19 protein-coding genes, 1 tRNA gene and 1 pseudogene are annotated in these 22,459 nt (G+C 53.4%); 12 read left to right on the top strand and 9 right to left on the bottom strand.

Going from position 1 to position 22,459, the window contains the following annotated elements; translation table 11 throughout:
- Positions 1-64: 64 nt before the first annotated feature.
- Positions 65-1,636, top strand: coding sequence for a glycogen synthase GlgA (gene glgA / locus OR1_RS01820; RefSeq protein ID WP_082002760.1), 1,572 nt, complete (start codon positions 65-67; stop codon positions 1,634-1,636).
- On the opposite strand, the gene OR1_RS01815 is transcribed toward glgA, so the two are convergent.
- Positions 1,545-2,099: a DUF2721 domain-containing protein gene (locus OR1_RS01815; RefSeq protein ID WP_041969604.1), complete on the bottom strand. Its 555-nt coding sequence runs from the start codon at positions 2,097-2,099 to the stop codon at positions 1,545-1,547. The two genes, glgA and OR1_RS01815, sit on opposite strands and share 92 nt — an antisense overlap.
- Positions 2,100-2,365: 266 nt before the next feature.
- Here OR1_RS01815 and OR1_RS01810 point away from each other — a divergent pair, with 266 nt between their 5' ends.
- The gene (locus OR1_RS01810) at positions 2,366-3,202 is read left to right on the top strand and encodes a PEP-CTERM sorting domain-containing protein (protein WP_041969603.1); all 837 of its coding nucleotides are present in this window, start codon (positions 2,366-2,368) and stop codon (positions 3,200-3,202) included.
- A gap of 3 nt (positions 3,203-3,205) precedes the next feature.
- Here the strand turns inward: OR1_RS01810 and OR1_RS01805 are convergent, their stop codons facing one another.
- Positions 3,206-4,090 (bottom strand): carbon-nitrogen hydrolase, encoded by an 885-nt coding sequence (locus OR1_RS01805; protein ID WP_041969601.1) that lies wholly within the window; start codon positions 4,088-4,090, stop codon positions 3,206-3,208.
- 52 nt (positions 4,091-4,142) lie between these two features.
- A complete protein-coding gene (locus OR1_RS01800; RefSeq protein WP_041969600.1) occupies positions 4,143-5,174 on the bottom strand; it encodes an agmatine/peptidylarginine deiminase in 1,032 nt (343 codons plus the stop codon).
- Positions 5,175-5,499: 325 nt separating this feature from the next.
- On the opposite strand from OR1_RS01800, the gene OR1_RS01795 reads away from it, so the two are divergent.
- The 7 genes from OR1_RS01795 (at position 5,500) to OR1_RS01765 (ending at position 13,825) form a co-directional block, all read left to right on the top strand.
- The gene (locus OR1_RS01795) at positions 5,500-7,137 is read left to right on the top strand and encodes a methyl-accepting chemotaxis protein (protein WP_041969599.1); all 1,638 of its coding nucleotides are present in this window, start codon (positions 5,500-5,502) and stop codon (positions 7,135-7,137) included.
- Positions 7,138-7,220: 83 nt separating this feature from the next.
- Entirely contained in the window at positions 7,221-7,727 is a 507-nt protein-coding gene (locus tag OR1_RS01790; RefSeq protein ID WP_041969598.1) for a chemotaxis protein CheW, read from the top strand.
- Positions 7,728-7,792: 65 nt separating this feature from the next.
- Positions 7,793-8,659 carry an NAD(+) diphosphatase gene (gene nudC / locus OR1_RS01785; RefSeq protein ID WP_041969597.1) on the top strand — a complete coding sequence of 289 codons (867 nt, stop codon included), beginning with the start codon at positions 7,793-7,795 and terminating at the stop codon, positions 8,657-8,659.
- Between the two features lie 95 nt (positions 8,660-8,754).
- Positions 8,755-9,660: a DUF2156 domain-containing protein gene (locus OR1_RS01780; RefSeq protein WP_041969595.1), complete on the top strand. Its 906-nt coding sequence runs from the start codon at positions 8,755-8,757 to the stop codon at positions 9,658-9,660.
- A 109-nt stretch (positions 9,661-9,769) separates the two neighbouring features.
- Positions 9,770-10,219 carry a FecR domain-containing protein gene (locus OR1_RS01775; protein WP_052440194.1) on the top strand — a complete coding sequence of 150 codons (450 nt, stop codon included), beginning with the start codon at positions 9,770-9,772 and terminating at the stop codon, positions 10,217-10,219.
- Positions 10,220-10,278: 59 nt separating this feature from the next.
- Positions 10,279-10,881: an OmpA family protein gene (locus OR1_RS01770; RefSeq protein ID WP_052440193.1), complete on the top strand. Its 603-nt coding sequence runs from the start codon at positions 10,279-10,281 to the stop codon at positions 10,879-10,881.
- A 46-nt stretch (positions 10,882-10,927) separates the two neighbouring features.
- Positions 10,928-13,825, top strand: a complete 2,898-nt coding sequence (locus OR1_RS01765; RefSeq protein ID WP_160295192.1) for a CHASE2 domain-containing protein — start codon at positions 10,928-10,930, stop codon at positions 13,823-13,825.
- A 13-nt stretch (positions 13,826-13,838) separates the two neighbouring features.
- On the opposite strand, the gene mnmH is transcribed toward OR1_RS01765, so the two are convergent.
- Positions 13,839-14,873, bottom strand: coding sequence for a tRNA 2-selenouridine(34) synthase MnmH (gene mnmH, locus OR1_RS01760; protein WP_041969593.1), 1,035 nt, complete (start codon positions 14,871-14,873; stop codon positions 13,839-13,841).
- Positions 14,874-15,067: 194 nt separating this feature from the next.
- Between mnmH and OR1_RS01755 the strand changes: the two genes are divergently transcribed.
- Positions 15,068-16,459: an OmpA family protein gene (locus OR1_RS01755; RefSeq protein ID WP_041969592.1), complete on the top strand. Its 1,392-nt coding sequence runs from the start codon at positions 15,068-15,070 to the stop codon at positions 16,457-16,459.
- A 98-nt stretch (positions 16,460-16,557) separates the two neighbouring features.
- Here the strand turns inward: OR1_RS01755 and OR1_RS01750 are convergent, their stop codons facing one another.
- The 3 genes from OR1_RS01750 to OR1_RS01740 form a co-directional block, all read right to left on the bottom strand.
- Complete coding sequence (locus tag OR1_RS01750) at positions 16,558-17,271, bottom strand: Crp/Fnr family transcriptional regulator (RefSeq protein WP_052440192.1); 714 nt, start codon at positions 17,269-17,271, stop codon at positions 16,558-16,560.
- Positions 17,272-17,339: 68 nt separating this feature from the next.
- Positions 17,340-17,621 (bottom strand): EscU/YscU/HrcU family type III secretion system export apparatus switch protein, encoded by a 282-nt coding sequence (locus OR1_RS01745; protein WP_041969590.1) that lies wholly within the window; start codon positions 17,619-17,621, stop codon positions 17,340-17,342.
- Positions 17,605-19,611 carry a flagellar hook-length control protein FliK gene (locus OR1_RS01740; protein WP_041969588.1) on the bottom strand — a complete coding sequence of 669 codons (2,007 nt, stop codon included), beginning with the start codon at positions 19,609-19,611 and terminating at the stop codon, positions 17,605-17,607. The genes OR1_RS01745 and OR1_RS01740 overlap by 17 nt, the downstream gene beginning before the upstream one ends.
- 128 nt (positions 19,612-19,739) lie before the next feature.
- Between OR1_RS01740 and fdhD the strand changes: the two genes are divergently transcribed.
- On the top strand, positions 19,740-20,507 hold the full coding sequence (fdhD, locus tag OR1_RS01735) for a formate dehydrogenase accessory sulfurtransferase FdhD (protein ID WP_041969586.1): 768 nt from the start codon (positions 19,740-19,742) through the stop codon (positions 20,505-20,507).
- Between the two features lie 18 nt (positions 20,508-20,525).
- Here fdhD and OR1_RS22985 read toward each other — a convergent pair whose 3' ends face one another.
- Positions 20,526-20,651 (bottom strand): hypothetical protein, encoded by a 126-nt coding sequence (locus OR1_RS22985; protein ID WP_272946185.1) that lies wholly within the window; start codon positions 20,649-20,651, stop codon positions 20,526-20,528.
- Between the two features lie 622 nt (positions 20,652-21,273).
- Here OR1_RS22985 and OR1_RS01720 point away from each other — a divergent pair.
- Positions 21,274-21,350, top strand: a tRNA-Arg gene (locus tag OR1_RS01720).
- Positions 21,351-21,869: 519 nt separating this feature from the next.
- On the opposite strand, the pseudogene OR1_RS23140 reads toward OR1_RS01720, so the two are convergent.
- Positions 21,870-22,391: pseudogene (locus tag OR1_RS23140) on the bottom strand (recombinase family protein); the annotation flags it as partial.
- Positions 22,392-22,459: the final 68 nt, after the last annotated feature.

The raw sequence follows: 22,459 nt of genomic DNA, 5'->3' as shown, positions 1-22,459 counted from the left end.
TCAGTCTGCGTGTATCGGCAACCCGCGGTTGAAATATTTTGACAATCGTATTTGTGAGGTCTGAATGGGTCTGAAAATACTTATGGCTGCTTCCGAATGTGTGCCTTTTGCCAAGGCGGGCGGCCTAGGCGATGTGGTCGGAGCGCTTCCCAAGTACCTGGAGAAACTCGGGCATGATGTCAGAATTGTCATGCCCCGTTATTATTGCATCGACAGGGAGAAGTACGGATTGAAACTGCTCCCCGGAGTGTTGGTCGTCCCAATGGGAGTGATGGGGGACCAGTATTGCGGAGTCTACGAAGGTCGCGTACCGGGAAGCAACGTTGCGGTCTATTTCCTGGAGCATGAAGGGTATTATGGCCGGGAAGGTCTTTACGAGGTCGATAATAAAGGTTTCCTGGATAATGACAACCGGTTTGTCTTCCTCTCCAAAGCGGCTTTGGAGATCTGCAAGATGCTTGATTTCCGGCCGGACGTCGTGCATGCTCACGACTGGCATACTGCAGCTATTCCCGTTCTTCTTAACACATCTTACCTCAGCGACCCCTACGTCGGCGGCAGACCGTCTCTTCTTACCGTGCACAACATGCAGTATCAGGGGAATTTCTATGAAGGGGTGATGGATGTCCTCGGTATTGGCTGGGAGTGGTTCAATTTTCTCAACCTGGAAAAAGATGGCGAAGTGAACCTGCTGAAAGGGGGGCTGTATCATGCCACCCTTATCAACACGGTGAGCGAGGGGTATGCCCGGGAGATGCATACCGCTGAATACGGGTGGGGGCTAGAAGGAGTGGTTCTCGAGCGTTCGGCAGATCTCTTCGGCATCCTTAACGGGGTTGATTACGACGAGTGGAGCCCTGAAAACGACCCATTTATACCGGCAACCTACTCAGCCCGGAACCTTTCCGGCAAGAAGGTCTGTAAACGGGAACTGCAGATGGAGATGGGGCTGCCGGTACGTGACGATGTCCCACTGTTCGGCATGGTATCCCGAATGGTCAAGCAGAAAGGGATTGACATCCTGGCCGAGGCGATCCCCCGGATACTCGCACTTGATGCCCAATTTGTCATGCTCGGCGGCGGGGAGCCCTGGGCGCATTTCTATTTCGGCGATGTAATGGCAGCGCATCCAGATAAGTTCAGGGTCAAGATTGGCTATGACAATTCTCTTGCCCACCGGATCGAAGCCGGTGCTGATTTCTTCGTCATGCCGTCTGCATTTGAACCATGCGGGCTAAATCAGATGTACTCCCTGAGATACGGGACCCTGCCGATAGTCAGGGCAACCGGAGGGCTTGATGACAGCGTTGAGAATTTTAGCGAGTCGGCTCTGACCGGAACAGGGTTCAAATTCTGGGACCTTACAGCCCAGGCCCTGTTCGATACCGTCGGGTGGGCCTTGCACACCTGGTACAACCGCAGAGACGCAATGAAGCGGCTTATCGCCAACGCCATGAAGCAGAGGTTCACCTGGGAAGACGCGACTAGCAAGTACGAAGCGCTTTACCGGCTCGCCATCGAGCGGAGGATCGGCGGGGAGAACCTCAAGGGCCGTCTGGCTTCGGTCCATCCACAGGACCGGAAGCCTGTTTCCGTAAGCCTGATCCGGCGGCGTGCTCCTGCAAGGAAGCGATGAAGTCGATATGGTGGTTGATGAAGGTCAGGTTGTAGCGGCTCTCGAACAGCAGGAGCGCGCTGGCAACGAACAGGAAGGCGCCGCCGGACAAGGCGAATAGTGTTGCCAGCCAGGCCAGGTGGCCGAGGGCCACGGAAAAGGCGACGGTAAGGCTTGCGGCAATGAACATCAGTGTGGCGCTGTAAAGTGAAGCAAGTGCCCGCTGGATAAGGACACCGCGGCGTCTCTGCAGCCGCAGCTGCTCATGCGCATAGACAATCCGCTCTTCAGGGAGGTTCAGTCTCCCTGCCATCACCCCTTCGAGTTCACCCTTTAACGTGTTCAGCCTGTCATATAGTCGGCCCAACCGGCCTGATGTTGAGAATATCAACGTCCCGCATGCGGATATCAGCACAACCGGCGTAATCATGGCTGTCAGCACCTGGGGACTGGCAAATATTTCGAGCAGGTTACGCACGGACATCAAAACCCTCCTAGTTCACATCGTTTATTAAGTATCATAATGCTGGTCTTGGCAAGTTGATTTATCCCCACTTTGACCGTTCGGAATATTCTGTTCAAACTTTGGGTTCTCTTCCAACATTGCGCAATGGGTAAACAGATATTCGGGTCATTTTTGCCGGATCTCTCCGGATAATTGTATGTAAACACTGTCATGTCAATATGTTGCGGCAAAGGTATCAGGATTGCATGTTAGGTGAGTAAGTGTGAGAATTTTGGGGTGACAATATGCCATACAAGAGACGATCAAGGAGACGGAAAAACCGTCAGGCATTTATAAAAGGGTTCGCCATTTCAGCGGTAATCGCTTTGGTTGTAGTGATTGCTTCCCTGTTTGTAACCGCGCTTTCAGCAAAGGATCATATCTTTACCAGGAATAAACCGATGCAGACTGCCCGGGCTGAAATCAATGAGCCGGATGTCAGCAGCGAAATGGACGGCAAATACTATGGCCTGTGCAAGAAGAACAGTATAAAGTCAGTAGAGGATTTCCGGAGAACTGTGGCACAGGATCCCGCGCTGTCCGCCTATTTTGCAGGGTTTAACTGGGAAAGCGCAAGACTCGGAAAGCTTGATAAAGAACTCTGGACCTACGTTGCCTACCGGAAAGGGGATACCATCAGACGGACCTCCAAGCCGATCAGGCTTCCAAAGGGGGATGGCTATATTTCGGATGGCGTTAGAACTGTCCGGACTTACTGTTGCAACGATTACGTTATTGCCCAACCTCCGGTCGAAATCAGCTTGTCGACGAAACCGGATGAATGTGTTGATGGACCACAAATAAGGATGGCCAAGAGTGCCGAGCGAGTGGATGGCCCGCCGCGTCAACATTCGGTCGGCGCACCTTCAGAAGAGTCGGTCGGTGCAGTTCCTGAAGCACTGGCAAAAGTTTCCTACTACGATCCGATATCCTATTCAAATTTTCACGAAACTACTTTCAGGGTGTACTCTTCGCCACAACACGAAACGATTGTTACCCCGGAGCCCGGCACCATGTATCTGATGGGCGGAGGAGCGGCTGTTATCGCCCTTCTACGGCTCCTGCGCAGAAAGAAGGAATAACCATCAATCCCGGAATCTCTTCACGATATCCCCGTATTCATCTATCCTCCTGTCTCTCAGGAAGGGCCAGATACGCCGGACTTCTTCGCTTCTAGTCATCTTTATCTCAACAATCAGGAGCTCTTCCCCGTTACTGCCGGCGCGAGCGAGTAGTTCTCCCTGCGGTCCGGCCGCAAAGCTGTTCCCCCAGAACTGGATTGCTCCCTTGTCGTCGGCAGAATGTTCCAGACCAACTCTGTTGGCACAGATTACAGGTATGCCGTTGGCAACGGCATGACCGCGCTGTACAGTTACCCATGCGTCGATCTGGCGGTTTTTTTCTTCCTGCGAATCAGCCGGGTCCCACCCTATAGCTGTGGGATAAATCAGCATTTCCGCGCCGGCCAGCGCCATAAGCCGTGCTGCTTCCGGGTACCACTGGTCCCAGCAGACCAGTACCCCCAAGGTACCGAGCGAAGTTTTTATCGGGGTGAATCCAAGATCTCCGGGAGTGAAGTAGAACTTCTCGTAAAAACCGGGGTCGTCCGGGATATGCATTTTACGATAAATACCGGCAATGGATCCGTCTTTATCGAGGACTACGGAGGTGTTGTGGTAGAGCCCTGCGGCACGACGCTCGAAAAGAGATGAAACTATGACTACCCGGAGTTCTTCGGCAATTTTCCCGAATTCAAAAGTGGCCGGACCGGGGATAGGTTCGGCAAGGTCGAATGCGGCTGTATCCTCTGTCTGGCAGAAATACGGCCCGCAGTGCAGCTCCTGCAGCACCACGAGCTCTGCCCCTTTTTCTGCCGCCTTTCGTATCGATTTGATGGTTTTATCGATGTTTTCCGATCGATTGCTGCTGCAACTCTGTTGTATCATTCCGACAACAAGTTTCTGGTTCATGTTAAATCTCCTCGCGTAGCGAAAACTGCAACCAGTTTGGCGCGCGGCCTGATCAGTTCTTGTTCAACGTACCTGCCGGCATCTGCATGGTGACGCAATGCAGCGACCCGTGCTGGCTTATGAGCGGCAGGCAGTCTATGCCGATGATTTTCCTGCCGGGGAATGCCTGTTGAATAACTGCAAGTGCCGATTCATCAGCCGCATCACGATAGGTAGGGACCAGCACAGCGCCATTAATTACCAGAAAATTTGCATATGTGGCGGGGAGCCGTCCTCCGTCCTCGTCATACTTCGGATCCGGCCAGGGGAGGGGTAACAGTCGGTAACGCCTGTCATCGCGTGTCCGGAAATGTTCCAATTCCCCCCGCATTGCGTTTAATGATTGGTAATGCTCGTCTTCAGGGTCGTCGCAGGCTATGTACAGTATCGTGTCTTCCGGTGCAAGCCGTGCCAGAGTGTCGATGTGTGAATCGGTATCGTCTCCGGAAAGGTAGCCGTTTTCCAGCCATAGAATCTTTTCTGCGCCGAGCAGATGCTTGAGTTCCTCCTCGATCTCTTGCCTGGAGAGATGGGGATTGCGGTTCTGGTTCAGCAGGCATTCGGCTGTCGTCAGTATTGTCCCTTTGCCATCGCTTTCGATGCTGCCACCCTCCAGAATCAGACCGACGGTTTCAAGCGGAAGATCGCTGAAAGCGCCCGCAGCGTACAGGTGGCTCGTAATGCAGTTGTCCAGGTATGCAGGAAACTTGAGCCCCCATCCGTTGAAGCCGAAATTGAGCAGGGTCGGCTCAAGTTGGTCCACTACCGTGATCGGGCCGTAATCACGGGTCCAGGTGTCATTAGTGTCGAATTCGAAGATCCGGACGTTGGCCATGTTGGCCCCTGCCGTGATTAGAAGGTCTTCGACACCTGACGACTCCGGCGACACGATAACGACTTTTTCTGCACGGCTTATCTCGGCTGCGATTTTAGTGTAAACCGGTGTGACTTCGGGTAGCAGTGGCTGCCAGTCCGTTCCGGCATGCGGCCAGGCTATCAGTACTCCATCCTGTGTTTCCCATTCTGCAGGCAGTCTGCGGATCATTTTTTCACTCCGGCAAAGTATTCTAAAGGATCAAATCCTATATAATTCGGCTCTGAAATGCAAACAGCTTGATGTCGTGAGATAATTATCCGTGCAAAAGCAAAATTTTAATCACTTGATTGACCTTAAGATAATTATAACATTTTTATGTATAGCCGGCTTTCGACGATAAGCCGCTTTTTCAACTTGTTGAACCAAATATAATAATCGGGAATTAGAGAAGGATTAATTTGTTTCAAGTAATTGCTCCTCTTTCCGATAATTATTATCTGAAGGTCAACCTAAGAACTAAGATCATCATAATTATTCTAGGTAGGAGGCGACTATGTTTGCACAAATGAAAATCAGTACCAGGTTGACACTCAGTGCGGTCCTCAGTCTTATCTTTCTCCTGATCGTAGGGGCAACCGGTTTCTGGGGCACGAATAAGGTCTTCGTTTATCTCGACAGAGTAGGCAACAAGGAGAGCAAGCTCGTGGAAAATGCCCAACGTTCCAGGGCCAATATAAACATGCTCCGCCGTTATGAAAAGGACATGTTCATAAACCTGGGGGATAGCGGCAAGGTCGAGGAATACGGCAAGATGTGGGATGAGGCGCACAAACTGTTTAATGAACGGCTCGACACGATTCTAAAGCTTTCCGACTCGGCAAAAGACAAGGAAGCCGTGGTAGAGATCAAGAAGAACATGGAAGAGTATCTGGGCGCATTCGGAATGACCCGCGACAGCATCAAGAGCGGCTCCATTAAGAACGTCGGCGATGCCTACAAGGAGATGGAGGTATCCAAGGCTGAGATGCACAAGGCCGAACAGTTGATTGTCACTTTGGCCGAATCGATCGACAAGCGGATGCAGGAAGATCTCAAGGATGCCGACGCTGCGGGAAAAGGGGTTAAAGGGGTGCTGGCCGGAATGGTGCTGATGGCGTTTCTGGTCTCGGTCATCCAGGTGTTTCTGATAATCCGGTCGATCAAGAAACCGCTTGGCGAGATCCAGTTTATGGTCAACGATATCGCCCAAGGCGAGGGTGATCTTACCAAACGGCTGAGTTACACCGGCAGGGACGAACTCGGCATGATCTGCAGCGGCTTCAACCAGTTCATCGAGCGTCTTCAAGAGATAATAACCAAGGTTGCGAGCAATACGAGCCAGGTTGCTTCAGCGTCCTCACAGCTGATGGCCACTGCCGAGAAGATTGCGACCGGTGCCGAAGAGGTGGCTGCCCAGGCCAGCACGGTGGCAACGGCTGCCGAAGAAATGTCCGCAACAAGCGGCGATATCGCCCAGAACTGTCAGATGGCTGCGGAAGGAGGGCAACGGGCCAGTTACACCGCTTCCTCCGGCGCAGAAGTGGTAGAAAAGACGGTACAGGTAATGAGCCGGATATCTGAGCGGGTTACCGACACCGCTCATTCGGTAGAAAGCCTCGGGTCACGTTCCGATCAGATTGGCGCGATTATCGGTACAATTCAGGATATTGCCGATCAGACCAACCTGTTGGCGCTGAATGCCGCAATTGAGGCGGCCCGTGCCGGCGAACAGGGGCGCGGTTTTGCGGTAGTGGCCGATGAAGTCCGGGCACTGGCCGAGCGCACCACGAAGGCGACCAGGGAGATCGGCGAGATGATCAAGGCGATCCAACAGGAGACCAAAGGGGCTGTTTCTGCAATGGAAGAAGGTGTTACCGAGGTGGAAAACGGCACTGCAGAGGCCTCCAAATCCGGCCAGGCTCTGCAGGAGATACTGGAGCAGATCAACGCCGTGACCATGCAGGTGAACCAGGTTGCGACCGCGGCCGAAGAGCAGACTGCAACTACCGCCGAAATCAGCAACAACATCCACCAGATCACCGAGGTCGTGCAGGAAACCGCCAGGGGAGCCCAGGAGTCGGCGTCGGCTGCCGGCCAACTCGCCCGCACTGCAGAGGAGTTGCAACGGCTGGTAGGTCAGTTCAGATTGTAAAATCGTCTCAAGTTTCTTGAATTTTCGCCGAAACAAGGCTTAATTAGAACACAGGCAATCAAAGTATCAACGGAGGCGAATCTATGGCATACGACGTTTCTACGCAGGTGGTTTCCAATGGCCGGGCAAGCAGCGAATCCCTTCACATGGTCGGGTTTACGGTGGGTTCGGAGGAGTTCTGCGTTGATATTCTCAAGGTTCAGGAGATCATCCGGATGGTTGAGATTACCGTAATGCCGAATTCCCCCGACTTCGTTGAAGGGGTTATTAATCTCCGGGGCAAGATCATTCCAATCATCGATTTCAGGAAAAGGATGCACCTGCCGTTCACCGAAAATCTCAATGAACAGAACCGGCGAATTGTTGTGGTATCTTTTGGCAAGGTCACGGTCGGGCTGGTGGTGGACAAGGTTTCTCATGTCATGAAGCTATCTCCTGACCAGATATCCCCGACCCCGGATGTCATCAAGGGGTTTGATTCCGAGTGCCTCATGGGAGTGGGACGTTCCGGGGACCGATTGTTGATATTGCTTGACCTGGAGAAGATGTTCAAAGAAGATGAATTCAATCAACTGGCCGATGCTGCCTGACATGGTCAGGCAAATCTTACATCCAAAAGGCGGCCTCTGGTCGCCTTTTCTTTTTGGAGAGTTCAATGCGTTATCCGGAAGCAGCAAATCTGCCTTTCAACAACAGCAGCATTGAGAACTGCTTTGTCAGGGGTGTACCTGGCGATCCCGTACCTGCGGGAAACCCCTGGTATGCTGTCATCAAAGGCAATTCTCTGGTTGTCGAACAGACTTCAGGCGGTATCTCTCTCCTCAGGGGGGTTCCCGATGGCTGGTATGATGGGGATATAAATGCCATGTTTCTGGGTAGATGGGATAGTGAACCGCTTTATGCCATCCGCATAAGTAACGATGTTGTTGTTGCCCCGCCGCATTTTGCCGAACCGTTCAATGCGGTGGACGAACGTCTGGACGAACGCCTCCTTACAATTGGCGGCCTCAGCCAACAGGTGTTGCACTGGGAAAGCACGAGCAGTCTCTGTGTGAAATGCGGCGGGAAAACAGCTAGGATTGCCGGCTCCTGGGGGAAGCGATGTCTGTCCTGTTCGCATGAGCGGTATCCGGCTATCCATCCTTGCGCAATAGTATTGGTAAGGCGGGGCAATGAGTTTCTGCTGATCCGGAAACCGGAATGGGGCGAGGGACGATTCAGCCTGGTAGCCGGTTTTCTCGACTTCGGCGAATCGCTGGAGGAGTGCGCAGCTCGGGAAGTCAAAGAGGAGACCGGCGTTGAAGTCTGCAATATCCGTTATGTCGGTAGTCAATGCTGGCCGTTTCCGAGTCAACTGATGGCTGGGTTCGTTGCCGATTATGCCGGCGGCGAGATTGTTGCGGATACCACAGAGATCGTCGAAGCGCGCTGGTTTTCCAGGGAGAATCTCCCTGGTTCATTCCCCCCCTTTCGCAGTATCGCAAGATGGATTATCGAGCGGTATGCATTGTCGGAGCGCTAGGTATTCAAATAACAAACCGTTAATTTGATACGGGTTGCGCTTCAATTTGGCTGCGGCTCTTTCTAAATCCTCCCGGCACAGCTATAATCTTAAGTATGGACAGCAACTTACTCCCGAAATTCCCAGACCGCAGGCCGATCGCACTGGACGACAAACCGTTGCTCGACCGGATCTTTGCCGATCTTCAGCCGGCTGTTTCCGAGCTGACTTTTGCCGGGCTTTATCTCTTCAGGCAGGCGCACGACTATCGTCTCTCTCTTGTCAACGATTCCCTGGTTGTGCTGGGCAAAGGGTATGACGGCGAGGATCGTTTTCTGCCGCCGCTTACCGGAGATATCCCCGGGGCGCTCCGGGTTCTGTTCGCTTCAGGGTTGACTCTTTACGGAGCAGACGATGACTTTGCCGAGCATTACCTTAACGATGAAAAGCTTACTGTGTTAGAGGACCGGGATGCCTTTGATTATCTCTACCTGAGAAGGGATCTTGCCGAACTGCCGGGCAATAGATATCACAAAAAGAAAAATCGGATCAACTACTTCTCCAGCCGCCATGATCATGCAGTGGAGCTGTTTGCCGAGAGGCACGCAACCGGTTGTCTCGATCTGCTGGAAGAGTGGCTGCGGGTCAGGGGAGGCGAGGTGCCGGCTTCTGCGCTCCTGGAGGTGGAGGCGACGGCCGAGGGGATAAAAATGGCGGCAAATTTGGGGCTTGAGGGTGTGGTGGTGCTGGTCGACGGGGCGGTAAGAGCGTTTGCCCTTGGGGAGCAGTTGAACGCAACAACCTCGGTCTGCCACTTTGAAAAGGGTGATCCCTTCATGGAAGGGGTGTCACCGCTAGTTGACCGGGAATTCAACCGGGTCCTGTTTACGGGGTGCAGCCATGTCAACCGCGAACAGGATCTCGGAGAGCCCGGTCTCAGAGGGGCGAAGCTTTCCTACCACCCTGTTGGATTTGTCAAGAAATACCGGGCATGTTTGGAGAATGTCTGCAAAATGCCTTAGTATTGACATTTAATGATATGTAAGTGATAGTTAATTTGCAAATTTTACAACCATTGCAAGGTTATCGACTCAGTAGTCGTTTGATTGTGACGTCCAAGAGGAGCTCAGCATGAAAACTCTCTGCTTGATGGTTTTGATAATGACGCTGATTTTTGTGGGTAACCCTTTCTGCATGGCGGCAGGGCCGGAGTATATTGGCATTGTCAAGTCATTGTCCGGAGATGTCGTGGTTTTGAGAAACAACTCCTCTGTCAGAGCAGAGGGGAACATGAAACTCCGGCAAGGCGATCATGTCAGGACCGGAGCCAACGGCAAGGCCGGCCTGATATTCGAGGACGACACGGTCATCGCAATCGGACCGAACAGCAGCATTGTCATTGACAGTTTCCTGTTTCAGCCGAACGAAAAGAAGCTGTCATTCATTGCCAGGATAATCCAGGGAACGGCATCATATCTGTCGGGACAGATAGCCAAACTGGCGCCGAACAATGTCCGTCTTGAGACTCCGCACGCGACTGTCGGCATGCGGGGAACGCACCTTCTTGTTAAAGTGGATTGATGGCGGTTGTAGCCCCTAATCGCGAAGAAATGAACAGAGTTACATGGAGGATATGCCTTATGCGTTACTGCATGCAGATTCCCCTGCTTGTCATCCTGATGCTTGTTATCGCCGGTTGCGCCAGTAATGGCACCATGGTGGTCCTGACGCCAGATCCGGACGGAAAGACCGGTTCGGCCATGATTTCGAATCAGGCCGGGAATGTGGAACTTACAGCTCCCAATCAGGCAACCACGGTAAGTGACAGTTCGAAATTACCGACCACTCCGGCACAAATGGACAAAGAAGCGATTGCCAGGCTGTTCGCTGATACCCTTTCGATCGAGCCTAAACCTCCGGTGCACTATCTGCTCTATTTTGAGAAAGACCTGACCCTTACATCAGACTCGTCAGGATTGCTCCCGGAGATCCTGCGGGTCATAGGTGAGCGCGCATCGACCGACATATCCGTTGTCGGCCATACGGATTCTGTCGGCAGCAGGGAGTACAATCTGACCCTTTCGAGAAGCAGGGCGAATTCTGTCAGGGATAAGCTGGTTGAAAATGGTGTTGATGCCAACCATATCAAGACAACATCTCATGGTAAGGAAAATCCCTTGATAAAGACCGGGGATAATGTTAACGAACCGAGGAATCGCAGGGTCGAAGTGGTAATAAGATAGCGAACTCAATGTGAATAAAAACCCCCACCTTAATTTCTCAAAAAAATTGACCAGGACAATACACCTTTACGGCTTTGTATTGACTCTGGTTGTGGTTACGGCCTACCTCATCCATCCCCGCTCTATCAGAAACATCAACAACAGAGCTACCGATGCTGTCATGACTTTCAGCAAGGCAAAGACAGTATCTGGTTCGGTCGTGATCGTCGATCTTGATGAAAAAAGCCTGGCACAATACGGTCAGTGGCCATGGCCCAGGTACCGCCTGGCGCAGCTGCTCAGCAAAATCAATGGCCTTGGTGCCGGCAGTGTCGGTCTCGACCTGATTCTTGCGGAACCGGACCGGACATCGCCTAAAAACTGGCAGGCGGCCGTTGGCCGTGAACTCGGTTATCAGGTCGATATTTCCGGGATTCCGGAACAAGTGGCGGACCATGACCGGTTTCTGGCCGAGACCCTGGCAAAGGGTCCATTTGTCCTGGGTTATGAGTTTTTGTTCAAAGAGGATGCACCGAAGGGGTTATCATGCTCACTGCATCCGGTAAATCCTGTCTGGGTAAACAGTGTTGAAGCAAGTCAATGGCAGTCAGGGTTTTTCAAGGCTCAAGGCATTGTCTGCAACCAAAAGCTCTTCTCGGATGTTGTAACCTTCTCCGGTTTTCTTAATGCAACACCCGATTCAGACGGCATTCTCCGGCGTATCCCATTATTGATAAGATACGAGGGCCGGCTGTACCCGTCACTGGCACTGGCAACACTCATGCAGTCGCGGAATGTCTCGCAACTCCATGTTTTGCAGAAGGAAAGCGGTTTCCTGAACCTTGTTGCCGGGGGCGCAGTTATACCGATCGACCGGCACGGGAATATGGTCGTCAATTTCGGCAGCGGCGGGGAGACTATACGGCATGTCTCAGCTGGTGATCTCCTTGGCAATGCTCTGCCAGCTGATAGTTTCAAGGGGAAAATTGTCCTGGTCGGATCTTCGGCTGCCGGATGGGCGCAGGTTTACCAGACACCGGCCAGACCGGTACACAATCATGTCGATGTACACGCCATGTTGCTTGAGAACCTCCTCACAGGCCAGATGGTTATCCGCTCCCAGGAGTTTCTGATCTGGGAGGCGCTGTTCGGATTTCTGGCTTCGGCCCTGCTTGCGGTCTGCATTGCAAAGATGGAGATCCTGGGGAGCGCGCTCCTGGGGACGGCGTCTCTGCTTGCCATCTGGTCCGGTGCCGGTTTGATTTTCCAGCGAACCGGGCTGTTATTTTCGCCATTATTGCCCAGCACGGTTATTCTGTTTAATTATGCCGCGTTGACAATAATTAAGACCTGGAAAAGCCAGCGGGCCGCAAAAGCAACTGCAGACGATACCCTGGTGCTTCTCAAGGCCAGTGAACATAATCTCAATTCCATCATTAAATCAGTCCCTGATATTATCTTCAGGCTTGATGCAACAGGCCGCATCACCTTTATCAGCCCGGCAATAACGAAATATACCGATTCTCCCGAACAGCTGATTGGCCACCCCATCTTCGATCTGGTGGCACCGGATGATCTTCCCAAGGCCCAGTATCGGCTGAATGAAAAACGCACCGGCGAAAGGGCCACCTATGGATTGGAGATCCGGCTGCTGCTGCCCCACAAGCATGACGGGAATGTTGAGGAGGCCGGATATTTCTCCGTCTCCGCTGAGGGAATATACCGGGGCGAAACCCCATGCTCGAAAGAGTTCATCGGCACCCAGGGGATCATAAGAGATATCACCGAGCAGAAACGGCTTGAAGAGCGGCTGCTCCATGCCCAGAAGATGGAGGCGGTCGGTAAACTGGCGGCTGGGGTGGCCCATGATCTGAACAATATTCTTGCCGGTCTGGTTACCTACCCGGATCTGTTATTGCTGGAGCTGCCGGGCGACAGCCCGATCAGAGACAAGGTGGCAATTATCCAGAGGTCCGGCCAGAAGGCGGCTGCAATCGTGCAGGACCTGCTGACGCTGGCCCGCCGAGGGGTCAAGGTTTCCGAACCGGTAAACCTGAACAGGATCATATCCGACTATCTCGCCTCTCCGGAATTCGGCGTTGCTTCAAGATACCACAGCAATATAACGATCGAGACGGATCTGGCCCCGGACCTGATGAACATCAAAGGGTCCCGGGTGCATCTCTCCAAGGCGATCATGAATGTCTTGAACAATGCTGCGGAGGCCATGCCTGCCGGAGGGACCATACTGCTCTCGTCCTGCAACAGGTATTTCGATGTCCCGCTGCATCTGTACGAAGAGATTCCGGCCGGGGAATATGTCTGCGTAAGTGTTGCCGACGAAGGGGTCGGCATCAGCGATGGGGATCTGAAAAAGATCTTCGAGCCGTTTTACAGTAAAAAATCGATGAGACGCAGTGGCTCCGGATTGGGGATGACCGTTATCTGGGCCACGGTAAAGGATCATGACGGCTATATCGACCTGCAAAGCATTGAAGGGGAGGGGACCAGGATTGTGATGTATTTCCCGGTAACCCGGGACAGGGAGGAACTCATACCACACCGGATCGCCCTGGAGGAATACCTGGGGACTGAGCATGTCCTGGTGGTTGACGATATGCCGGAACAGATCGAAATCGCATCCAAGATGCTGTCAAAACTTGGCTATCGGGTTGCAACCGCAGCCAGTGGCGAGGAGGCGGTTGTATACCTGCGCAGCAATAAGGTCGATCTGGTTGTGCTGGACATGATCATGCCGGGTGGCATGGATGGTCTTGAGACCTATAAGCGGATCAAGGAGATTCATCCCGGGCAGCGGGTCATTATTGCCAGCGGTTTCTCGGAATCCGAACGGGTCGTAATGCTTCAGAAGCTTGGCGCCGGGGAGTACGTTCAAAAACCATACACCCTTGAAAGGTTCGGTGTTGCCGTCAGGAAAGAGCTGGATCGGATGGAGAACCGGTAATTTATCCAGAACGTCAGGGTTTCGGGATATGGTGCTCCAACTGCCGTTCAAGCTCATCCGCCGCAGCTTCGAAATCCTCAAGTGACAGGGCAAAATCCTCGGTCCAATCCCGGGTCCGGTAATATGTCCGGTCGTAATACCGCTCCATCAGCCCCTGCATGAAATGCCCCATCTCCCAGCGCTCAAGATGGCCCAGAAGTTCCCGGTGGTTGTCGCCGCCGAGTTTTTTCTTGATCCGGTCGAGAGCCTCAGTCATGTCGTCCATGAATTCCGGCTTGCCGTACTCATTGATCAGCCGCTTGACACGGGTCTCCAGCGAGGCTGCGCACCAAACCTTGATGCTGTCGCGCATAACGTCATGGAGGTTTCCCGGCAGGAACAGCTTGCCGATCCGACGGCTCTCCCCCTCAAGAATTATCGCCCTGACCGGACCAACAGAACGGAACTCTTTCCAGAGAGCAGTTTCAAAGCTCTTCTGCGTCAGATGTGCCTGCGACAGGCCGAGAGCCCCGAATGCCGAACCGCGATGGCAGGCAATCCCCTCAAGATCGATAACGGCATGGCCACGCCCTTTTAAAAGCTCCAGAAAAGTAGTCTTGCCGATTCCGGTCATCCCGTGCAGGACGACCAGGGGGGCTGGCGGAGTAAAAGGATCGAAATACTCCACCACCTGCTGACGAAACGCCTTGTGGCCACCTGAAAGCTGGAAGGCATGGTATCCGGTCAGATCAAGGATCTCGGTAACGGTTCGGCTTCTCAGCCCGCCACGCCAACAGTAGACAAGTATTGGCCGCCCTGCTGCATTTGCCGCAATTTCGGCCACCATGGCCGGGAACTTTGCCGCGGTAAGCTCCAACCCCCTGATCCGGGCGATGTTCGGCCCCTGTTGCTTGTACAGGGTGCCGATTTCGACTCGCTCCTCATTGCTGAGCAGGGGTACATTGATTGCGCCGGGGAGATGATCTTCGGCATATTCCAGCGGTGTGCGGACATCTACGAGCAGATGGGTATCCAGCAGGCATTCTGTAAACGGTACGGTTTTCGGCATTCCTGATCTCCTGAAATCAGCGTGAGTATAGTGCAGGGCAGAAGTTTATGCAAGGAGGGTTGAAACTCGCGCGAGGGGTTGTATACTGACCAATGACCTTGAAGATTGATTTTTTCAGATTAATAATAGCTGTAAGTCTGAAAAACAGCAGGCCAATAAATAACTGTTTCTAATCGTAGGGAAAGGGAGGAATCATGAAAAAGAGAATCGTATCAATGGGGGCCGTATTGCTGCTTGCCGGTGCTGCAACCGCCGGGGCGGAAAACAGGGCGGAAACTTTTTCTTTGACGCCATTTGTCGGCGGATATACCTTTGATGGCAAACAGCATCTCGAAACCATGCCTGTTGTCGGAGTGCGCGCCGGGTATAACTTTACCGACCGGGTCGGCGCCGAGGCGGTCTTCGACTACGGCAGGACCGAAGGGACGCTGAACTCGAACAAGACCGATGTCTACAATTATCACCTTGATCTCCTTTACCACTTTTTCCCATCAGCCAAGGCGGTGCCGTTTCTTATGGCCGGATTTGGCGGGGTGGGGATTGAACCGGACAACGGCCCACGTTACAGCAGGGGCGCCTTCAACTACGGCGTCGGCCTCAAGTACGCGCTGAGCGAGTCGATAGATCTGCGTGGCGAAGTACGGCACCTGATGTACAAAACGTCCGAAACCCTTAATAACGTTGAATACGGCCTTGGCCTGGGATTCCTGTTCGGCGGCTCGAAACCTGCTCCTCCTGTAGTTGCTCCGGCGCCGCCGCCGCCACCCAAACCGGCACCGGTAGTCGAACAGCCAAAGGCCGCCCCTGCTCCTCCTGCCTCACCTTCCGCTTCTCTTTCGGCTTCTCCGGCAACGGTAGAGATGGGGACCCCGGCAACGCTTACCTGGGCATGCCAGAACGCGACAGCTGCTGAGATCGCTCCGGGTATCGGGTCTGTCCAGCTCCAGGGATCGAAGAGCGTGACGCCTGCCGACTCTTCTGCCTATACCCTTACCTGCTCCGGTGCCGGCGGTGAGGCAAAAAGCTCGGCCAATGTCGCCGTAATCAAGGATTCTGACAACGACGGCGTGTTTGATAACAAGGATAAATGCCCTGACACTCCTGCAGGGGTCAAAGTCGATGCCAACGGTTGCCCGCCGGACAGTGATAGGGACGGCGTGCCGGATTATCTTGACAAATGTCAGAACACCCCGGCTGGAATGCCGGTAGACAAGGACGGGTGCAGCCCCGAGACCCTGACCATGAAGCTGAACGTGCAGTTCGATACCGCCAAGGCAGATATCAAGAAGAAATACCACGACGAGATCGGGCGGGTCGCAGCGTTCCTGAAGAAGTATCCGACCGTCAAGGGGACCATCGAAGGGCATACCGACGATGTCGGCGATGCTGATATGAATAAGAAGCTTTCTCAGCGCCGCGCTGACAGCGTCATGAAATATCTGGTCGACAAGTACGGGATCGAGAAGGACCGCCTGACAGCTATAGGGTATGGCGAGGAACGGCCGATAGCAGACAACAAGACCGCAGATGGACGGCAGAAGAACCGCCGGACAGTTGCAAATTTCGAGACGGTTATCAAAAAGTAGCAGTAATGTCTGAAGAATTACCAAGGGCCGCCCCGGAAATGGAGCGGCCCTTTTTAAACCTCATCTTTTTTGCAGCTACACAACTCCCCGGTTCAATCTTATTTGGCTGATCCGAATTTCTGGTAAAACTTCTTTGTCAGAAGGATTGACTTGCTTTCCAGAATCTGGATAACTTCTTCCTTTTCCAGCCGGTTCAAGACCCTGGTGACGGTTTCCCGCGCGACCGAGGCGAAGCTTGCGATTTGCTGATGAGTCAGTTTCACATTGATTATCGCACCCCGGTCGTCAAAAACGCCGTAAAGCTCCTGGAGCCTGTCAAGCACCGCCATTACCCGGTGTTCCGCATTGTCGAAGCTCAGGATCTTGATCATGGCCCAGGAATCGCGCAGACGGGAACAGAGAAGGTCAATGATCTTGCGCCTGATGGTCTCATGACTCAGCAGGTATCTCTCGAAATCCAACTTTGACAGGAGCCCGATGATGCAATCTTCATGGGCAATGACCGTTGCCGGCGAGGTCTTGCCGTCGAGCAGCGACATCTCCCCGAAGAAGTCATTTTTTTTATGGATGGATATGATCTGCTCCCGCCCTTCGTCATTCAGCTTTACGACCCGCACCTTGCCGGCATAAACGACGTACATGTAGTTGGCGGTATCTTCCTCGAACAGCACTATCTGGTCTTTGGAAAATCTTTTCCTGATGATGAGCCGGTCTACATGCTCGACTTCTTCGGGCGAAAGAGACGCAAAGAACGGGATGTTCTTGATCAGATTGCTTTCCGTCCGGGTTTTGGGCTCAATTTTCATCATCATTGCTCTTTCGGATCAAATTGGTGCAATAAAACGATATCATGTAACGACGGTAAAGCAACCGGCACGGCTCAGATTCCGCGTGACTTGCCGTGCATCTCCAGCCAGTAGATCCAGGCAAGTATTTCGGCAACTGCTCGATAAAGTTCCGGCGGAATGTCCCTGTCAATGTCGACCTGCAACAGCATTTCCACCAACTCCCGCGATTCGTGGACATAGACCCCGGACTCGCGGGCTATTTCGATTATTGCTTCCGCCTTGGCGCCTTTACCTTTGGCGATCACCCGAGGCGCATAGTCGCCTTTCTGATAGGAAAGCGCTGCGGCCTTCTTGTCTTCATGACGACGGTTCATGCTTTACCTCCATGCCTGCAAGCATTAGTCCGCCGCTTTCCATGCCGTCAGCAAGTCTTTGCCGGTGTTTTGTCATGACCTCCGCTGCGCCCGGGTCCGAAGCGATTATGGCCAGGCGGACCTGATTCCCGCTCAGGGTCACCGAGGCGGAGACCGCACCCAGTCCGGGGAGCTCCAGGCGGAGTTCCGTATCCCATGAGCCGCCACCCCTTGGCCTATTCCGTTTTTCATCCCTGCGTATAGCCCACTCCATCTTCTGGCCCTGCCATGCCTCCCCGAGCCATACAAATTGGCCGGAATGAAGGGTTTCCAGCTGTTGTCTGATCACCGGGAGCGTCTGACTGTCCGGCGGCTCAAATTGTTGGGCCGACTTGGCCGGGAGCGGTATCTCCCGTGGCTGATTCAACAAGCTATCGGGTTTTGGAATTTCCGGGGCAATAAGAGGCAGCGGCCTAATGGAATAAGGCTCGCCGGGTTGCCGCCGCATACCGGGTTGAGCAGCGGGGCCATCTCCGTTTTGTGCCGCTGGGCGGGGCGTCGGCTCTACCGGGGGATCCGTAAGCACGGGCTGCCTAAATTTAGCCGATTCACCGGAAGTAGCCGTATCTGGCAGGGCGGCATTCTGAAATGGTGCGAGCGGTCTTGGTGGCGCTGTTTCCGAATCTGTGGGTAATCCTTGAGTTGTCGTATTTGAATCCGCTGGAATGGTGATCTGGCTGCTTTTTGCCGCGGTCCTCCCTTGGGGTTCCGTTGGGCTGCCGGTTCCCTCTTTTTCTCTTGTGGTAGTTGAGCCCGGGCTTGTCTCGCGCCCCTCTGTTTCCCCCTTTTTAGCCGGTTCACCGGTGGCCGGCTCGTTGGGATTAGCGGCTGACGCTTTCTCCATTACCGGCGCTGCCGGGGATTCCTGCTCCGAATTCCCGGTCGCTGGTGGTACGACGGCGGCCGAATCCGGCATTTTGGCCCCCTGATCCAACTGCTGTTTCTCGGCAAGCGGTTCCTGTACAGCAGAATCGGCAGGAGAGGGGCGATTCGTTGACACGCCGGGCAGCATCGGTTGCTTGGCGGCCGAAGTGGTTTCTCCCCGTGGGGCTGAAGGCATGGCGGCAAACAGAGAGCGGGTTGTGGCGACCAGGCGCGGCGGTTCGCTCTCCGGCGCGCCATTTTCAACGCCCGCCGCGGTCGGAGAGTCGGCTGCGTCCTCTTGTTGTTGGCCGGTAACGCCAGCGGTTTGTCTTTGGCTGCTGCGGATTTCCGGAAGTTTTACGCTGACCTTCTCCAACTCCGGGGAGTCGCCGGATTCGGTCGTTGCCGTTTCGGCAGGAGGAGGGCTGTTGCCTGGGGCGGCTTTTGCCGTTACTGCAGGCGATTTGCCGGTGTCAGGCGCATTGGTTGCCGATCCCGCCGGCGCTTGCGGTTGTGCAGCCAACCGTGAGAGCTTTCCCTGCGGTTCCTTGAGCAGCTCCTCGATGGGGTAGCTGCCGTCGGCCCAGCGTTCGAGGTGAGATTCATAGAATACGCCGCTTCTTCTGACCTGCTCTTTCAGCTTTGCCGCGATTACACCCGTGTCCGCAGGAAGGGAGTCGAACATCCTGACGCTGCGCAGATTACCGCTGCCATCCGGGCTCGCAGATTCCGGGGCGCCGGTGACGAAACTGCCGAGCCAGCGGCTGGTGCTGCTGATGTTCACCTCCGAACCCTTGACCGGCTGAGCCAATACGGCAAAGGTCAAACGGGGCTGGTCGCCGATATAGGTCATTTTCAGGGTAATGCCGACTTTGGTGTCGCTTGGCAGGGCCATGTCCAGCAGCTCACCGTTGACCCGGACAATGAACCTGCCGTTTTGCTGTTTTGCCAGAACTTCTCCGGATACATCGGCGCCCGGTGTCAGCTTCAACCCTGGCGGCGCGCCTCCGGCGGCCTCAAGTATCGAGGCCGTACCTTCCTTTACGGCGGCAATGACTGCCTTCATGGCTTCGCGGGAAATCTCCATTATGCCCTTTGTCCTTCAGAAAGGATTTATTGTCCTAAGGTGAATCATAGCCGTATGGCTGCTTGATGGCAAGGGATGGAGTTAATGAACCGCTTGTATCCTGAAGGCGCTCCGGCTATACTCCGCCTATGTCCCAAAAAGTAACCGTCATCTCCGTAAACGGCAAGGTCGTGCAGTCTGAAGCCGAAGTCCCACATGAGCTGCCGCTCAAGTTGATCGTCAATGACGTTGTCCTGGCGACTCTCATCTGTTCCCCGCATGATCTTCGTTTTCTCGTTGCCGGTTTTCTCCTCCTGCAGGGGTACGTAAAGGGGGTCGAAGATTTCGAGATGCTCGCTGTCTGTGAGGATTTCGGGGTTGCGAACGTCCGGATAAAAGGGGACCTGCCGGCGAGGCAGGCACCGGTCCTGACCAGTGGTTGCGGCGGCGGGATAACCTTCTCCGTTCCGGGAGTGGAGGGGAGAGCGGTACGAAACAACCGCTGCTCAGCGCAAGTAATCTATGCTGCTTGTGAAGAGCAGAGCAAGATTGCCGGCCGCTATCGCCGCCACGGCGGCATCCATTCTGCCGCAATAGCCGATGATAGCGGCATTCTGGTTCATGCCGAGGATATCGGCAGGCACAATACCGTCGATCGTCTGGCCGGCGAAGCCTTGCTGAAAGGGTTAACTCTTGACGGAACCCTGATGGTCACTTCAGGACGAATTTCCAGTGAGATGGCTGCCAAGGCTGCGCAAATGGGGGTTACCGCCATTGCTTCCCGTACCTCTCCAACCGATATGGCGGTCAGGATATGCGAGGAAGCCGGAATTGCCCTCATTGGGTATGTTCGCGGTGGGAAATTTTCGGTGTATGCTCATCCGGAGAAGATTTTACTCCCCGAATCTTCGGAGTGACCTGAATATATGAAATTCCTACCGGTTGATCACTGCCAGAATTATGGCGACAAACACTCCAATACCGATCAACACCAGAGCTAGGCTTGGAAGTTCCGAGCGCTTCTTGTTGTCCGACTTTTTGGCCGCTTTCTTTCGATTCATGGCAGTTTCCTCCCCGATAATCTTACCACTTTCTTCCCGATATAGAATATGCACCATTTGATGGGTTGGGGAACATCCAGCCGGTTTGGTTAGATGTGACCGGTCTGCCGCCCATTGTAATACCTCTCGTTTCTTACAATTTATCACCTATACCTACAATCAAAAAACGTGGCACAGCAGCTGCTCTGTACTATAGCCATAAAGTGCCTGTAATTACGGTATACTTAATACTTAAGTCGTAGGAGTAGCATACATGACTACTTGTGATCTAATCACCACCTGCAGTTTCATCAACAACAAAATTTCAACCATGCCAGCAACGGCTAAACTTATAACGAGTTCATATTGCACTAAGAATCCGGCAGAGTGTGCTCGAAACAGAGTAGCAGATATAATCGGTCTCGATATGATACCTGCTGACCTGTCCCCGAGTGACTATGAAATGGCAGACAAGTTACTGGCGGAAGCATAAAAGCCATATGAACTGGCCATTAGATGAGCTTCTAGCGTGAAAAGACAGGTAGCTGGTTGTTATTTAAGGTTCAACAAGAATGCCGGAAGCGGGTAACTGGGGCTTGCCAAAACTGATTCTATGGGCTATATCTGTTGACACAAATCCGATGCGCCCGTAGCTCAGCTGGATAGAGTACCTGGCTTCGAACCAGGGTGTCGGGAGTTCGAATCTCTCCGGGCGCGCCAAACTTCATTGAATCCGATAACCCCTTGCGGGGTTGTCGGATTCTTTTTTTCAGCCGCAAACTTGATGGCGCCTACCAGGACGCGGCTGTCGCCGCTGATCGTGATTTGATTCCCGTTGACTCCAATCTTGTTGATCAACAGTTTCAGATACTCCTTGGAAAAACCGCTTGACTGGTCAAGCAATTTTCCCCGCAGCAGGGCAGACCACCGCTTCACCTCATCCATTTTCACTTGTTCAAGCATTGCCCGTGGCGATTTGTCATAGGATTCGATCTTTGCCGCAATTTCAGCCCTTTTATGCTTAAACCCGTCCATTCTTGACTTTGTGTCTTCATCGTTCTCAACAATGCCGTTGATAATCGCATCATACAACCGGTCAATCTTGTTGTTGACAATAGCCAGTTGCTTTTCAAGCGATTTCTGATCGTCGCCACTCCCACCGCACATCTGTTTTTTCATTTCTCGCAGAATTGCAGTCACACGTTCATTGGTGAACACCTGATCGGCAAGTGCCCCCAGTATCATATTGTCGAATTTTTCCATCGATACTGGGCGGGATGAGCACAGATGCTTGTGTTTCTTTGTTTTGGTCGTGCAGCGATAGTAATAGTATGTGCCGCCCTTTTTACCAGTGCCGGTTGCCATTGTCATAGCCGCGCCGCACACCTCACACCGCAGCAGCCCCGTGAGCAGGTGCGGGGAAGAGAGCACACGAGGGTGTGAACATTTGGGGCTACGCTTCTTGCGTTTGTGCTTGGCAAGTTCAAAGGTATCCTGGCTGACAATCGCCGGAACAGCCATTTTGACGACTTCCCCATTTTCTTTGGCGGTTTTGGTTTTCCAGGTTTTCTGGTTAAACAATTTTTCGCCGTGATACATTGTGTTTTTCAAGATCAGGTTGACAGTGCTTGTACTCCAGGGCACCCCACGGCGAAAAATGTTTCTCTCGTTGAGGTGCGAGGCGACCGCCTTAAACCCAAGGTTACGCTCAATATACAAATCAAATATCTGCCTGACAATCTTCGCCTCTTCCTCATCGATAATCAGGATTTTTTTACGGCCAGTTCGTGCTGGTTCATCAGTTTCCTTGATTTGAAATCCGAACGGCA

Source organism: Geobacter sp. OR-1, assembly GCF_000813145.1.
In the GTDB taxonomy this organism is placed as follows: Bacteria; Desulfobacterota; Desulfuromonadia; order Geobacterales; family DSM-12255; genus Geoanaerobacter.
This window is presented reverse-complemented; position numbering and strand designations above follow the sequence as displayed.